Source organism: Pseudomonas saxonica (assembly GCF_007858365.1).
Taxonomy (GTDB): domain Bacteria; phylum Pseudomonadota; class Gammaproteobacteria; order Pseudomonadales; family Pseudomonadaceae; genus Aquipseudomonas; species Aquipseudomonas saxonica.
In genome coordinates this window covers 68107-82385 of sequence record NZ_VFIO01000013.1, presented here as the reverse complement: position 1 = coordinate 82385, position 14279 = coordinate 68107, and the positions used below count along the sequence as shown (strand labels likewise).

At 55.8% G+C, this 14279-nt stretch carries 12 protein-coding genes and 2 pseudogenes; 8 read left to right on the top strand and 6 right to left on the bottom strand.

Going from position 1 to position 14279, the window contains the following annotated elements; genetic code table 11:
- Positions 1 to 140 precede the first annotated feature (140 nt).
- Entirely contained in the window at positions 141 to 2330 is a 2190-nt protein-coding gene (locus FJD38_RS22000) for a TonB-dependent siderophore receptor (RefSeq protein WP_146387540.1), read from the bottom strand.
- 194 nt (positions 2331 to 2524) lie between these two features.
- Between FJD38_RS22000 and FJD38_RS21995 the strand changes: the two genes are divergently transcribed.
- Both FJD38_RS21995 and mtlD read left to right on the top strand, forming a co-directional pair.
- On the top strand, positions 2525 to 3517 hold the full coding sequence (locus FJD38_RS21995) for an alpha/beta fold hydrolase (RefSeq protein WP_122786052.1): 993 nt from the start codon (positions 2525 to 2527) through the stop codon (positions 3515 to 3517).
- Positions 3518 to 3946: 429 nt separating this feature from the next.
- Positions 3947 to 6067, top strand: a complete 2121-nt coding sequence (gene mtlD / locus FJD38_RS21990; RefSeq protein WP_122785961.1) for a bifunctional mannitol-1-phosphate dehydrogenase/phosphatase — start codon at positions 3947 to 3949, stop codon at positions 6065 to 6067.
- Here mtlD and idi read toward each other — a convergent pair.
- Complete coding sequence (gene idi / locus FJD38_RS21985; protein ID WP_146387538.1) at positions 6057 to 6632, bottom strand: isopentenyl-diphosphate Delta-isomerase; 576 nt, start codon at positions 6630 to 6632, stop codon at positions 6057 to 6059. The two genes, mtlD and idi, sit on opposite strands and share 11 nt — an antisense overlap.
- A gap of 158 nt (positions 6633 to 6790) precedes the next feature.
- Here idi and FJD38_RS21980 point away from each other — a divergent pair, with 158 nt between their 5' ends.
- Both FJD38_RS21980 and FJD38_RS21975 read left to right on the top strand, forming a co-directional pair.
- Complete coding sequence (locus FJD38_RS21980) at positions 6791 to 8020, top strand: MFS transporter (protein ID WP_146387536.1); 1230 nt, start codon at positions 6791 to 6793, stop codon at positions 8018 to 8020.
- Between the two features lie 93 nt (positions 8021 to 8113).
- A complete protein-coding gene (locus FJD38_RS21975) occupies positions 8114 to 8734 on the top strand; it encodes a dTMP kinase (protein ID WP_146387580.1) in 621 nt (206 codons plus the stop codon).
- A gap of 94 nt (positions 8735 to 8828) precedes the next feature.
- Here FJD38_RS21975 and FJD38_RS21970 read toward each other — a convergent pair whose 3' ends face one another.
- Positions 8829 to 9344 (bottom strand): DUF2938 domain-containing protein, encoded by a 516-nt coding sequence (locus FJD38_RS21970; protein ID WP_244302785.1) that lies wholly within the window; start codon positions 9342 to 9344, stop codon positions 8829 to 8831.
- A 79-nt stretch (positions 9345 to 9423) separates the two neighbouring features.
- Here FJD38_RS21970 and FJD38_RS21965 point away from each other — a divergent pair, with 79 nt between their 5' ends.
- A complete protein-coding gene (locus tag FJD38_RS21965) occupies positions 9424 to 9864 on the top strand; it encodes a helix-turn-helix domain-containing protein (protein WP_146387534.1) in 441 nt (146 codons plus the stop codon).
- Between the two features lie 98 nt (positions 9865 to 9962).
- On the opposite strand, the pseudogene FJD38_RS24880 reads toward FJD38_RS21965, so the two are convergent.
- Positions 9963 to 10130 (bottom strand): annotated as a pseudogene (locus tag FJD38_RS24880) (IS5/IS1182 family transposase); the annotation flags it as partial.
- A pseudogene (locus FJD38_RS21955) lies at positions 10130 to 10470 on the bottom strand (acid phosphatase); the annotation flags it as partial. The pseudogenes FJD38_RS21955 and FJD38_RS24880, both read right to left, overlap by 1 nt.
- Before the next feature lie 252 nt (positions 10471 to 10722).
- On the opposite strand from FJD38_RS21955, the gene FJD38_RS21950 reads away from it, so the two are divergent.
- Together FJD38_RS21950 and FJD38_RS21945 are read left to right on the top strand one after the other, a co-directional pair.
- Complete coding sequence (locus tag FJD38_RS21950; RefSeq protein WP_146387532.1) at positions 10723 to 12063, top strand: MFS transporter; 1341 nt, start codon at positions 10723 to 10725, stop codon at positions 12061 to 12063.
- A complete protein-coding gene (locus tag FJD38_RS21945) occupies positions 12047 to 12976 on the top strand; it encodes a 2-hydroxyacid dehydrogenase (protein ID WP_146387530.1) in 930 nt (309 codons plus the stop codon). Before FJD38_RS21950 ends, FJD38_RS21945 begins: the two co-directional genes overlap by 17 nt.
- A 30-nt stretch (positions 12977 to 13006) precedes the next feature.
- On the opposite strand, the gene FJD38_RS25080 is transcribed toward FJD38_RS21945, so the two are convergent.
- On the bottom strand, positions 13007 to 13201 hold the full coding sequence (locus tag FJD38_RS25080; protein ID WP_341874145.1) for a hypothetical protein: 195 nt from the start codon (positions 13199 to 13201) through the stop codon (positions 13007 to 13009).
- A 285-nt stretch (positions 13202 to 13486) separates the two neighbouring features.
- On the opposite strand from FJD38_RS25080, the gene FJD38_RS21935 reads away from it, so the two are divergent.
- Positions 13487 to 14071, top strand: coding sequence for a dihydrofolate reductase family protein (locus FJD38_RS21935; protein ID WP_146387528.1), 585 nt, complete (start codon positions 13487 to 13489; stop codon positions 14069 to 14071).
- Positions 14072 to 14279: the final 208 nt, after the last annotated feature.

The following is a 14279-nucleotide window of genomic DNA, read 5'->3' as shown; positions in this document are numbered from 1 at the left end:
GCTACAGCCGCTCAAAGTCTTAGGATGTATCGTTATTGAGTGAGTAATCCTGACCCCGGAGCGGGCTTTTTATTCATTCGCGGTGAAGGCAAGAGAACTGCCTTGCACCACGAAGCCGATGGCCTCATGCATCGGCCCCATCAAAAATTGATCGAGGCACTCAGCCTTGCGGTCAACGGGGCGCCCTGAAACAGGTAATTGTCCCCCATGTACTCGCCGACATCGCGCCAGTAACGCTTGTCAAAGAGATTGTCGACCGTCAAGCGGAACACGGTGTCATAGCCCTCAATACGCGTGCTGTAGCGACTGCCAATATTGAAAATGGCGTAGGAGCCCACTTCGACTGCGCCTTGCTGGTTAGCGTATTTTTTACCGTTATATTGCACGCCGCCCAACAAAGCCAAGCCTTCGACCCAAGGCAACGCATAGTCGCCGTAAAGGCTGGCGCGCAGTGTGGGCACATTGATTGTCTGGTGCCCTTCATATTCCGGCGTACCGCTGCCGGTCACTCTGGAGCGTATGGCTGCCACGCTGGCAAACACTTGCAAGCGATCAGTTGCATGACCATTGGCGGCCAATTCAAGCCCCGTGTTTTTCTGCTCGCCCTGTTGCACGAAGGTAAAGCTGGCATCGTCGTTGGGCCTTGCATACTGGTAAGCCTGACGAATCTGAAACAGCGTGGCGCTCAAACTCATGCGCTGCCAGTCGTATTTGATACCGGCCTCGATTTGCCGCGACACGGTTGGCGCCAATATTTCAAAGGCATTGCTGGCGAACCAGGGGGCCTCGCCCCCCAGCGACAAGCCCTTGCTGTAACGGGTGTACAGCGACAGGTTTTGCATTGGTTTGTAGATCAGTGCGGCTTGCGGCAAGAATTCATAGCGCCGGGTGTGGCGCGTGGTGTCACCCTGGTCATCGAACGTCCGCTCATCAAGGCGGACTTCTCGGCCACCCAGCACCGTTTGCCACTGCTCGTTGAAACTGATGAGGTCATTGAAGAACACGCCGTATTGGCGGCTGTCCAAACGACGATAACTGTCGTTGACCGGGCCGGTGTAGCGGGGGAAGTCTTGAGGATCGGTGTCGACGTTACCGCTGCCGATCATCTCGTTGATCAGTTCGCGTTGGTCCACCACGCGGCGAAACGCGCTGGTACCCACGGTCAGTTCGTGGCTAATAGTGCCGGTATCGAATTGTCCGCTGAGCGCCGCCTGTATTTCATCGTTGCGGCGCGTGTCGTCGGGGCTGCGGAAATCGTAGATGTCGTAGTCGCCCTCGGGGCTGAAGTAGTTCGGCACGGCACTGCCGGCACAACTGTCTGAGCCGTAGCAGCCCCAGGCAAAAGAGCTGTAGTCATCGATGATGACTTTGCTGCGCGAGGCGCTAAGGCTCGCTTTTAAATCATCGCTGAAGCGGTACTCAAAATTCCCGTTGAGGTTCAGAGAATCTATGGTCACAGGTTTGCTGCCGCTTTGGTGGGCAAGCAGCTTTTTCGGCGAAGCATGATGTGGAAGATCGGTACCGCCCAGCAGTTGATAGCCCGGTACTGAGCGTTGCTCCTTGTTCTGGTACTCCACATCCAGTTGCAGCAGAGCATTGGGGCTTATGTTCCAGTCGAAGGCAATGGAAGCGAAGTCGCGTTGGCCATTGGCGTGCTCGACGTAAGAATGGATGTCTTCATGAGCCAGATTCACCCTCAGCCCGAATTGTTGCTCGCTGCCAAACCAGCCGCCTACGTCCGTGGCCAGGTATCCGCTGCCTCGGTCATCGGTCGAAACGGTGACCGAGCGCACATCCGCGGCTCGTTTGGTCACGTAATTGACCACACCCCCAGGCTCGGACACCCCGCTTTGCAAACCCGCGAGGCCTTTGAGCAATTCAACCTGCTGTTTGTTTTCCAGGCCGACATTTTGCTCGCCGGTGATGGTGCGGCCGTTGATTTTGTAGCTGCTGGCTGAGTTCAACGAGAAGCCACGCACCACAAAGTTTTCGTAATAGCCCACGGGCGCATAGCTTTCACCCACTGACGCGTCATTTTTCAATACATCGCTGAGCAGGCGGGCTTGCTGGTCAGTGATCAAGGCATCGGTAAAGACCGTAATTGCAGCGGGGGTGTCCAGCAACGGCGTCGACTCGAAACCTGCGACTGTGGCCTGATCAGCTTGATAGCTCAATGCCCCGGAGGCGGTCACGCTGGTGGCTGGCAGTTCAGTTTGCATTGCATGGGCGACGGGCGCCGCGCCGGATAGCAATACACCCAGGGTCAGTGAGTTGAGCGCGAACCGCGGGGCGGACTCTCCCACGTTGAAAGTCCGGTAAAGCCTGTTCATGAAACGCTCCTGAGCTATGACTGACCCGCGGCAGGCTTGAGTAGTGGCCTGATTCTTGAGCGCGACATCATACAGGCGGGTTTTAACCTTGGGTTAATAGTGGCGTGTGAGTCTCAAGTCTTTTTGAGGCATTGCCCATGAAGTTTGTACCTTTTATCAAGCGCTCATGCCTGGCTCTTTCCTGCGCCTTGCCCATGCTTGCGGTTGCGGCCCCCGAGTCATCCACTCCAGGCTATGGCGAAGAACTTCAGGGTTTTAAGTACCCGTACCCGCTGCATCACTTCACCTTCAAGTCCCAGGGGCAATCCTTGCAGATGGGCTATATGGACGTAGCTCCCACAGGGGCGGCCAATGGTCATACCGCCGTGTTGCTGCACGGTAAAAACTTCTGTGCAGCGACCTGGGGTGACAGCATCAAGGCACTGAGTGCGGCGGGTTATCGAGTAGTGGCGCCTGATCAAATTGGCTTCTGCACATCCAGTAAGCCTGAACATTATCAGTACAGTTTTCAGCAACTGTCCGCCAATACCCATGCATTACTCAGTCAGCTTGGCATAGACAAAGCCAGTGTGATTGGTCATTCCACCGGCGGCATGCTGGCAACCCGGTATGCGCTGCTTTACCCCTCAGATACGCAGAAGCTGGTGCTGGTCAATCCGATCGGCCTGGAGGACTGGAAAGCCCTCGGTGTACCGTGGCGCAGCGTCGATCAATGGTATGAGCGCGAACTGAAACTGGACGCTGCCGGCATACGCAAGTACGAACAAAACACCTATTACGCAGGTCACTGGAAGCCCGAATACGATCAGTGGGTAGACATGCTCGCGGGGCTGAACAAAGGCCCGGGGCATAAGCGTGTGGCATGGAACTCGGCGCTGATCTACGACATGATTTTTACCCAGCCGGTGATCTACGAGCTGCCGCAAATCAAGGTACCTACAGTGCTGCTGATTGGTGACGCCGATACGACTGCGATTGGCAGCGATATAGCGGCGCCTGAAGTGAAGGCCAAAATTGGCCATTACAAAGTGCTCGGCAAACAGGCCGCGGCTCTGATACCGGACGCCCGGTTGATTGAATTTCCAGGCATGGGCCATGCCCCGCAAATGGAAGATCCAGCCGCTTTCAATAAAGTCCTGATTGAGCAATTGAACCGCGCAGGGACAGCTGTCGCAGGCAGCCACTGAGTCCTGCTCAATTGTGTGCGCAGGCAGTTACGGTCACTACGCAACCGGACGTTGCCTTCGGCAACCACTGCCTAGTGACGGCCGTGCTGCCTTGCTTTAGAGCCATTGAATAGGTTATAGCTAAAAAGGACTCTTTATCGAAACAGGATATTTCAACGCCCTATGGATGGAATCACACGTATCAATCGCTCGTCCGGCTCACCTTGCGCATCCCTGATTGCCAAGTGTGGGCCTCACGTAAAAAGCTGTGCGCGCGCAGCGACAGGGTTTGTTTCTCGCCTCTTAATACATTTCGCCATCTCCCGCCTGCGACCCCGGTTGCCAGGCAGCTGCGCCGACTGGCGCCATTGTTACGTCCCTCCGCCTGATGCGTTCTGAGCACTGCTTTTATCTGAACCCATCACCCGCGGTATAAGGAGTAACACCCCCATGATTCATTTCCAGGGCAAACGCATTTTCAGTGCCATTTTTGATATGGACGGCACAATGTTTGACACGGAACGCTTGCGTTTCAAAACCCTGAAACAGGCAGCGCTCGAGATTTTCGGCACACCCCTGAGTGAAGACACCCTCATAGGTTCGTTGGGCCTGAGTGCCAAGAAAGCCGAAGCGCTGGCCAAGGCCAACCATGGCGACGACTTCCCCTACGCAGAAGTCAGAAAGCGCGCCGATGAACTTGAGCTGGCTTATGTCCGCGATAATGGCGTACCGATCAAGGACGGTTTGCTGGAGGTGCTGGAGCGTTTGCGCAAATACGGCCTGACCATGGCCGTTGCAACGTCCAGCCGTCGAGCGATTGCCGAGGAATACCTGATCAATGCCAATGTGCTGAAGTATTTCGATGTCACCGTCTGTGGCGACGAAGTGACTCAAGGCAAGCCCCATCCCGAGATTTTTCTGGCAGCGGCCAGTGCGCTGAACTGCCTGCCTGAACATTGCTTGATGCTGGAAGACTCTGAAAACGGCCTGCTGTCTGCGACCCGCGCTGAAGGCCAACCCATTCTGATTGAAGACATCAAGCCACCAGCACCGGAGGTCAAGGCGGCTGCCTTGAAGGTGTATCAGAGCATGCATGGCTTTCTCGCAGACCTGAACGATTGCATGCCAGACCTGGGCACACCGCAACTGACTGATAGTTTTCCGCAGGCGTTTAACCAATTCAGTGTCGGAATTCATGGCTTTGGCGCCATGGGCGGCGGCTACCTGACACAGATCTTCTCGCACTGGGATGGTTACACACGTCCGTGTGAAATCATTGCCGCAACGCGCTCGCGGATGCTCAGAGAAACCATTCAGGCCTTTGGCAGCTTCAGTGTGCGCTACGGCGCGACATCCTTTGACCAAACCATCGATTCGCTCAACATGATCGACATGGACGACGAAGAAGCTGTCATCCGTATGTACGACGTTGCGGAGATCGTCGGGCTTAGTTTGCCCGAACCCGCGATTCGCAAGCAGGCGGGGGTGATTGCCAAAGGTCTGGTTCGACGTTTCGAGCGGCGCGGGCGAGAGCTGACGATCCTGATAGTGCTGAACAAGGTGGGTGGCGCGGAGTTTGTCCGCCGCCAAGTCCAAACGCATCTGGCGCAGCAGGTATCGCCCGAGCTGTGCGCCAAAATCCTGGAGAACACCCATTTCGCTGAAACTGTCGTGAGCCGTATCGTCTCCAAAATCAGTAATGAAGCGCTGGTGCGGCAGTTACGAATCAAGTCGACGATCTTTCAAAACAGTCTGAATGACGGCACACCCGCGCCAAAACGCTCACAGAAGTCGCCTGCGCCCGAGTACGAACGGCTAATTGCACGCTTTAGACCGTTTGCCCAGTCAACCAATGCACTCGGTCAACTGCACTTGATCCTGTTTAACAGTGAACCTGATATGCCGCTGTACGCAGAGCGGTGCAGCAATCTGCTGGAGCGGCTGCGTCAGGTGAAAACCGTTGATGACATCAGCCAGACTCAAGTGATGAAGAACCTGCTTTGGAACGGGCCGCACGCCATCATTGCCTGGTACTCCAGCTTGCTGGGCTATTCGTGGGTGGGGCAGGGCATGGGTGATCCGCGGGTCAGCGCGCTGGCCGAGCGACTGATTCATCAGGAAGTCGGGCCTGCGCTGGTCGCTGAATATCCGCACCTGGCAGATGCCATCAGTGATTTCTCCTCGACCTTTCTTGAACGTTGCAAAAATTCTTTCAAGGATCCCTGTGCTCGTGTCGGGCGTGACCCGTTGCGCAAGTTACAACGCAATGAGCGAATTTTCCGCAGCATTGATCTGGCCAAAAAGCATGGTATTGCTTGCAACGCCTTGGAATTCGGCAGTGCGCTGGCCCTGCATTATGCGCTGAGTGCTACTGACGCCAAAGACGCCGAGTGCCAACTAATGCGGAGCGTGTATGAGGAGGGTTCAAGCATTGAGGACATGCTGACCTATACCGGCCTGTACAACGGCCAGCCGTACCCGGGCCTTGACCCTGTCGCGGACAGGGCTTTGATTGAGTCCATTGTTGGCCACTTCGCACGGGATGTGGAGACTGACGCGATCAGTGCCTGATGTCCTGTTCAGTGTGCAACTTCAGGGCTAAGTCCCTGAGGTTGCACAGCTTGCCACCGAGCTGTTCGATAATCGTTTTAAACCACACCGTAAAGGTGTCGGGCTGAGTCACAAGTGCAGTGTGCAAGGTGTCGAGGTCAATCCACTGCCAATCGAGTGCCTCCTCGGGGTCAGGGTGAACATCCCCATCAAATCGCCCAACAAAAACATGATCAAATTCATGCTCAATTAAACCCTGCGAAACTTCAGCTCGGTAAGTCAGGGTGCCCGCTTCATGCAGTGCACAATCAAATCCCATCTCCTCTTGCAACCGACGGTGTGCGGCACCCAGAACCGTTTCTTCGGGGCGCGGGTGGCCACAGCAGGTATTGGTCCATAACCCACCCGAGTGGTATTTACCCAATGCGCGTCGTTGCAGCATCAGTTGACCCTTGCCATTGAAAATAAAGATAGAAAAGGCTCGATGAAGCAGGCCGTCCTTATGCACGCTTAATTTCAAGCCAGTGCCTATGGGCTGGTCGTGCTCATCTACGAGAATGAGCTCTTCGTCTTTTGAAGACGTCATATCGAGAAATCTTTTTGGGAAAAGGTTCAGCTAGGCTAGGAGTACTGTGCAGTGAGCGCCACTGCTTTGATGCATGCTTCGTATGATTTGCCGACAAGAGGTGAATGACGCATATGAATGTACATGCACTCTCTCGCTAATTTCTTACGGATAAATTCATGGCAAATCCTTACCGCGAACTGCTTTCTACGCCCGGCGTCCCGGGGTTAGTGATTGCAAGCGCCATCGCCCGATTGCCACATGCAATGATTGGCATCGGGCTCATTACCATGCTGGTGCAGCACAATGGCGGGTATTGGCTGGCTGGTGCTATCGCGGCGACATTTACATTGTCGAATGCACTGATTGGCCCGCATCTCTCGAGGCTCGTCGATCGCCGGGGGCAGAGTCGCGTTCTACCCTGGGTCACCTCTTTCAGCATCATCATGTTGCTGGCGCTGATTGCGGCTGTTTACACCGGCGCCCCAGCGGTTGTTCTTTTTATTCTGGCGGTACTGGCAGGCAGTATGCCCAGCATGCCGGCGATGATCAGAGCACGTTGGACTCACTTGTTTCGCGGCTCACCGCAGTTGCATACGGCTTTTTCGCTGGACACGGTGCTGACAGAGATGTCCTTTATTATCGGCCCGCCGTTGGCGATTGGCCTGAGTACCGGTTTATTTGCCGAGGCCGGGCCCCTTGCTGCCGTATTGCTGCTGGCCATCGGGGTGGCAGCGTTTTTATTGCAGCGCCGCACAGAGCCGCAGGTGATCGTGGCCAGCAAAGGCAAGGCACGCTCAACCCTGCATAACCCGGGCCTGCGCATTATCGTGCTGGCACTTCTGGCCATGGGCGTCATTGGTGGAGCGGTCGATGTGGCCGTCGTCGCATTTGCTAACGAGCATGATTGGCCAACCTCCGCCAGCTTCATTCTGGCAGCCTATGCAATGGGCTCCATGATTGCCGGGCTGAGTTTTGGCGCCTTCCAAATAGGCATGCCGATTGAAAAACAATTTTTTATCGCTTTGCTGATCACTGCACTAACAGCGGTTTTACCTGTTTTTTCACCTAACGTTTACGCCTTGGCGGCCATGCTTCTGGTGGCGGGTATCTCTTTTGCTCCAACCATGGTCATCGCCATGAACCTTGGCTCGATCATCGTTCCCGCGGCACGCATGACCGAAGGTCTGACGTGGATGTCGACCGGCATCAGTATCGGGGTGGCGCTGGGCAGTATGCTCGCCGGGCTGGTTATTGATGTCTACGGTAGCGCTGCCGGGTTTGGCGTGGGCATTGGCGCCGGGCTGTTTATGGTCGCTACCGTACTGTTCGGGCTACCGGCTTTGCGTGAGGCGACAAGCACACATGAGGAATACGTCGCCACTGCACAGCGCAGTGATATGTCTTGACCTCATAAGCATCACCTCATGATTTTGGGTTTTCAGGCGCTCAAGCCAGCAATCGGGTTAAAGTCATCGTCAATGTGTATTAACGGTCGAAGTATGAACCCCACGTTGTTTGTTTCTGTGGATGGGCCCAAGGGCACAGGTAAAACCACACTGTTGGAGGCCATCACGCAAGTGCTGAGGGCTGACAACAAGAAAGTGATCCGGCTATGCGAGCGAAAAAGCGATCCCTACAGGGCTGAAACTATGGCCCTCGTCAACACGTTCGCCAGAAATCCCTCCCACGACCTTGAATTGACCATTTGTCAGCGCTTCGCAGAGAGCCGCGCCTGGATTTCCAGCCATGTACTCACACAGCAGGCTGTGGGCAGCATCATCCTGATTGATCGCTGGTATCCATCGGATGCTGCGTTTCGCCGGACCGTCCCGTTTGCAGAGATCCTTCAGTTGAACTTGGATCGAAACGTGCGAGTGCCAGACCTGCATGTCGGAGTGGTCACTGCCCCTGAAATTTCCTGGGCGAGGGCGGCAACACGCTCGCGCGGCCTGGGTAGCACAGTGATGCATCACCAGGCTGAGCATGTTGCGTGTACTGAAGCGTTCGAACGAGCGATTGAAGATCAAGGATGGGTTTTATGCCGCAACGATGGTGCTATCGAAACAGCAACCCAGCAGGTGGTTTCTGAAATCAATGGCGTGCTGCGTGGCATGACTTGAAAGGTCCTGATTGATGGTTAGCCCCGTGTAACGCTATAGCTTGGTAATGGGTAAACCTTTCCTATCCTGAACATCGCCGCTGAACCGAAGGCAATCAACTTAAGCAGAACGATGCCGGGAAGAGCAGGCTCAGCAACCATGCTGCCACAAAAAGTCCCACTCCGAATGTCAGATGCGCAATGACGCTCTTGCGCCTTGCAATACTCGGCGACCCTGTCTTAGAAGCGGCAACGCCGAAACCGAGCGCGGGTTGCATGATGAAAAAAGGTGCAATCACACTGACCAAACCCATCACCAGCGCGGGTGTCAGCGTAGGGTCGCAGATCCACGCTGGCCCTTTCGCACCTATCAGCAGCGTGGCGAAGACAATGCCCGTGATGTAATGGAATACCCACCCCATCAAGCGTTCGTTCCTGATAGGAGTTGCCGCCGTGATCGAGGCATGACGAAACCGCCCTTGCAGCATGTAGCCCAGCCAGCGACCCACCAGGCCATAGTCAAGCGACGTTGAACCAAGCACTCGTGCTTGAACAAAACCCGACACGTCCATGATCAGCGTTGCACCCATTCCAATACACAGAATGTGAAGCGCGGTTTCAGCTATTTCCACGGTATTTCTCCTTGCCTTGAGTCTGTTTTGGCGGTTTGATCCAGACAGTCTGCAAGTTCAAGTCGACTTGAGGTCAAGCATGAAAGAGATGGATATTAGTGAAGTTGCACGACGCTCCGGCTTACTGGCTTCAACGTTGCGCTACTACGAAGAGAAAGGCCTTATCAGTTCAGTGGGGCGCCGCGGCCTGAGTCGCGTGTTTCGTGCCGACATACTCCAGCGGTTGTCCTTGATCGCGCTCGGACAATTTGCAGAGCTTTCGCTAGGCGATCTTGCTGCCATGCTGGATGCAGAGGGGCAGCCTGACATTGATCGTCAGCGGCTTAACCAAAAGGCCGATGAACTAGACCGCACTATCGAGCGGCTCAGTGCCACACGCGACGAGCTTCGTCGAGTGGCGTGCTGTCCTGCTGTTCGTCACATTGAATGCTCAACGTTCCAGAAATTACTGAATGCTATCGGAAAGGAAGATACCAAGAGGAAATCCGGAAAGTCGAAACTGCGTAGACGTGGCGTGTGAATGCCTTTGTTAGATATCAACCTCAGCGCTAGCCGGAAGTACTTACCCGACCAAGGTGATCCTCTGCTCTGGGTCGGAAACAGTCGGACATGAGTGGCAACCTTTTTGCGCTCATGGCGAGAGCACATGTATGGCGGTGTTGCGGCAATTAGCCGAGCAACATTGTGTGCCGCCTCATGGACGCTACGGGCGATTTTTTGGAACGAGGTGTTTGGGCAGCAGCGCTCTTTCATTGAGCATTTAGAGCAGGCAATTTGCCGGCCACGGCACCCGTGTACCAGGCCCAGTCGATGTTCTTTTTGCTCAGTTTGTCGCCAATGTGCTCGTGTTTGGGGCACCAGCACGCTGGGCAAATCAAGTTTTAATAGTTCGGATGTTCGGGATCGCGGATCCAGGGAGGCCAGTAGAGCGAGCCCATGGTGTTCACGGCAAACAGTCCGGGGTGAGGGCGTTGGGGCCGAACTGCGGGGCGCCGGTCATGGCGCTGGCCGGGGATTTGTCTAAGGGTTTGACGCGCGTGCCGGTGGGGTCGTCGCCTTGTAGCGAGGCGATTTGGGACTCAAGGAAATGACGGCGGCTGGACTGGCGGGCAGTCGGGTGTCCTGGGGTGTCCTGGTCTTTCTGGTCGCTCATACGGGTACCTGATCAGATGTAACAAAATATTATCGGACCGGAGGCTAACAGGGGATTGTGACGGCGCTGTGGCAGCAAGTCGAACTGGAAGACGACTTAATCCCATATATAGGGTTGTAAAGTCATATATTGAACTGTTGTCAAGACTGGTTTATGGTCTGGACAAAACCAAAGGATCAGGCGGCAGTCGGGTTCCGAAAATAAATACAACAAGAGGTTTTCCCCATGACAAGTCCATCGCTGGACAGTTGTCTGCATGCCAGCACCATGAAGACGCTCAATCTGAAGCTGATTCCTTTCCTGATGCTGTTGTACATGGTGGCTTACATTGATAAGTCGAACATTTCGGTGGCGGCGCTAACCATGAACGCCGACCTCGGGCTCAGCGTGCGGATGTATGGCATCGGTGTGGGTCTGTTCTTCCTCACCTACATTCTGTTCGAAGTGCCCAGCAGCATCATCCTGACCCGGGTCGGTGCACGGCGCTGGATTGCCCGAATCATGATCACCTGGGGCATCATCGCTGCTGGCATGAGCCTGATCCAGAGCGCCAACCAGCTCTACGTCATGCGCCTGTTGCTGGGCGCGGCCGAAGCCGGTTTCACCCCCGGCATCATCTACTACCTGTCGCAGTGGTACCCGCGCAGTGACAGGGCCAAGGCCATGTCATGGTTCTACATCGGCGCGGCTCTGGCGTCGGTGATCGGGTTGCCGATGTCGGGTGCCTTTCTGCATCTGGACGGTTTGCTGGGCATTAACGGCTGGCGCTGGTTGTTCTTTCTCCAGGGCATTCCTGCAGTGGCGCTGGGCATTGTGGTCTTGCGCTACATGCCTGACTCCCCGGCGTCTACAAACTGGCTCGACAGCGCGCAAAAAGCCTGGCTCAGCCGCACCATCGAGGCCGAACAAGCGAGCACCGTCATCTCGCACAAGGATGCCTGGCATGTGGCGTTTCGCAGTCGCCAGGTGTGGCTGCTGAGTCTGTTCTGGTTGCTCCAGGCTTTCGGCACCATCGGGGTCACCCTGTTTTTGCCGCTGATCGTGCAGTCGGTATCCAGTCAGGGTTCGTTTGTGGTCAGCCTGCTGTCGGCGATGCCGTTTTTCCTGGCCTGCGTATTTATGTACGCCAATGGCCGTCATTCCGACCGCACCGGTGAGCGCGGCTGGCACCTGGGGGGGCCGCTGTTGCTGGCCGGGGGCATGCTGGGCCTGGCGGTGTTTACCGGCAATCAGTGGCTGGCCTACGTGATGCTGGTGGTGGCTGTTGGCCTGAATTGGGCGGCGACTCCGGTATTCTGGGCCACCACCACCGAGTATCTGTCCGGGCCTGCAGCTGCTGTTTCGATTGCCTTGATCAACTCCATCGCCAACATCGCAGGGCTTGGGCTGCCACCGGTCATGGGCTGGATCAAGGACACCACTCAAAGCTATGACTACGCCTTGTTGATGGTTGCCGTCGCCTTGCTTGTCGGTGGCATGCTGGGCCTGTACCTGGGCGGTCAACGCAAGCGCCAAATCCTGCGTGACGCCATCGTGGAGGGCCACAAAAATGTTCACAGTGCTTAAAGTTGCGCGTTTGCCGGACATGCTCAGCGAGGGTTTGCATGCCCGATATGAAGTATTGGAATGCAGTGAGAGCGGCAGCGAACTGGATGCGTCAAAGGCCCGGGGGATCCGCGCTCTGGTTGCCAATGGCGAGTCGCGGGTGCGGGCCGATTTGATCGGGCGGCTGCCCGACCTGCAAGTGATCGTGGTGTTTGGCGTCGGCTACGACGGTATCGATGTGGCGGCTGCCAGGGCCCGGGGCATTGTGGTGACGCACACGCCGGACGTGCTCACCGACGACGTGGCCGATTTCGCCATTACCTTGATGCTCGGCACTGCGCGGCGCATTGCCAAAGCCGATCAGTTCGTGCGTAGCGGGCAGTGGCAGCAAGGTCCGTTCGGTTTTACCCGCAAGGTCAGCGGGGCGCGGCTGGGCATCGTTGGCCTGGGGCGGATCGGCATGGCGATTGCCCGGCGCGCGGCGGCGTTCGACATGCGCATCAGCTACCACGGGCGTCGTCAGCTGGCGGTTGATTACCCGTACTACGCCTCGTTGACCGAACTGGCCGCCGCGGTGGATTTTCTGCTGATTGCCGTGGGCGGTGGAGAGTCGACCCGGCACCTGGTTGATGCCAAGGTGCTCGCCGCACTGGGCAGTGAAGGCATCCTGATCAATGTGGGGCGCGGTAGTGTGGTTGACGAGGCCGCGCTTGCCAGTGCATTGGCCCAAGGGCGCCTTTTGGGGGCCGGGCTGGATGTGTTCGAGGATGAACCGCGGCCCCATCCCGGCTTGCTGGAGCTGGATAATGTGTTGCTGGCGCCGCATATGGCCAGTGCCACCTGGGATACGCGTCGGGCGATGTCCGACCTGACCCTGGCCAATCTGGCCGCGCATTTTAGCGATGCCGCCTATCCAACACCGATCCCGGATTGAACTGCCATTTTATGGCGCGAGCCCTTGCGCCTATTCTTGCAGCCAGGTTTTGATCAAGCCAGCCAGGTATTTGATGGCAGGTGCCTGCAGCTCGGCGCCGGCATGCAGTACATAACCCAGGCCCAGGCACTTGGCATACGGCGATACATTGCCGGTGTCCCAGGTCAGGGCCAGATCCAGGCTGGCGTCAGCGATCATCCCGAGCAACTCGGTGTTACGGGCCATCCTGACTTCGAGACTGACCCTGGGTCAGGTTTTGACGAAGCGCCGCAGAATGCCGCTTAAAAGCTATCTGACTCTTATGGGGCGATTGCAGTCCTTCACGACAGGCAGCAAGCAATCGGCCAAAAAGAGCCAGTCGGGACTGGCCGCTTTGTGGAAAACTGTTTCAGAATGAAGTTCGGTTGTATTGCGCAAGCAAGCAGCATGATGGTGGTGGCGAAATAGGATGCAATTGAAGGCAGGAACCAAACACCGGTTATGTAACCAAATAAACTCAAGGAGAAAATCATGCGGAAAATCGTTTCGTTTGTGCATGTGTCACTGGACGGTTTTGTTGCCTCCACCGATGAAGGAATGGATAGCCTGGGCTGGATAAGTCTGAGCGACGATTTGTTTGGATACGTGGAGCAGCGGATTCAGCAGACCGACACCGCGTTATACGGGCGCGTCACCTACCAGATGATGGAGTCGTACTGGCCAACCGCTGCCGAGCAGCCCAATGCCAGTGCGCATGACCACGCGCATTCGCGCTGGTATAAAACCGCCCGCAAAATTGTGTTGTCGACAACCCTGCTGGAAAAAAATCATCCTGATACCAAAATCATCAGTAGCAATTTAAGCGATGAAATTAGCAAGCTCAAGCACAGCGGGGGCAGCGAGATTTTAGTGTTTGGTAGCCCTGGCGCCACTCACGCGCTGATGGCGGAGAATCTCATCGACGAGTATTTGCTATTCATCAATCCGATTCTGCTCGGGCAGGGTATTCCCTTGTTCAAAAACATTGAGGACAGAACCGCACTCACGTTGGTGAAAAGTAAACTTTTTGCGTCGGGCGTGGTGTGCCTGAACTACGTGGTAAAACGAAATAAATGATGCAGGTTGTGATTTTTCATTTTGGTCAGTCTTTCGCTAGTACTGCTTGGTTTTGCTTGCAGAACTTCACGACTGTCCGGTTTCGGGTATCGAAATCAGGAAGCTATCTGACTCTTATGGGTCGATTCTGTTGAAAAACTCAAGCATCTGCGTCCGTGTCGCCTTGGGCCTAGGAAGGACATAATCAGTGCACGACCATGAAATGTGA

Coding starts and splice junctions, on each gene's coding strand:
- FJD38_RS22000 (WP_146387540.1), bottom strand. CDS start 2,330: ATGAACAGGCTTTACCGGACTTTCAACGTGGGAGAGTCCGCCCCGCGG.
- FJD38_RS21995 (WP_122786052.1), top strand. CDS start 2,525: ATGCTTGCGGTTGCGGCCCCCGAGTCATCCACTCCAGGCTATGGCGAA.
- mtlD (WP_122785961.1), top strand. CDS start 3,947: ATGATTCATTTCCAGGGCAAACGCATTTTCAGTGCCATTTTTGATATG.
- idi (WP_146387538.1), bottom strand. CDS start 6,632: ATGACGTCTTCAAAAGACGAAGAGCTCATTCTCGTAGATGAGCACGAC.
- FJD38_RS21980 (WP_146387536.1), top strand. CDS start 6,791: ATGGCAAATCCTTACCGCGAACTGCTTTCTACGCCCGGCGTCCCGGGG.
- FJD38_RS21975 (WP_146387580.1), top strand. CDS start 8,114: ATGAACCCCACGTTGTTTGTTTCTGTGGATGGGCCCAAGGGCACAGGT.
- FJD38_RS21965 (WP_146387534.1), top strand. CDS start 9,424: ATGAAAGAGATGGATATTAGTGAAGTTGCACGACGCTCCGGCTTACTG.
- FJD38_RS21950 (WP_146387532.1), top strand. CDS start 10,723: ATGACAAGTCCATCGCTGGACAGTTGTCTGCATGCCAGCACCATGAAG.
- FJD38_RS21945 (WP_146387530.1), top strand. CDS start 12,047: ATGTTCACAGTGCTTAAAGTTGCGCGTTTGCCGGACATGCTCAGCGAG.
- FJD38_RS25080 (WP_341874145.1), bottom strand. CDS start 13,201: ATGGCCCGTAACACCGAGTTGCTCGGGATGATCGCTGACGCCAGCCTG.
- FJD38_RS21935 (WP_146387528.1), top strand. CDS start 13,487: ATGCGGAAAATCGTTTCGTTTGTGCATGTGTCACTGGACGGTTTTGTT.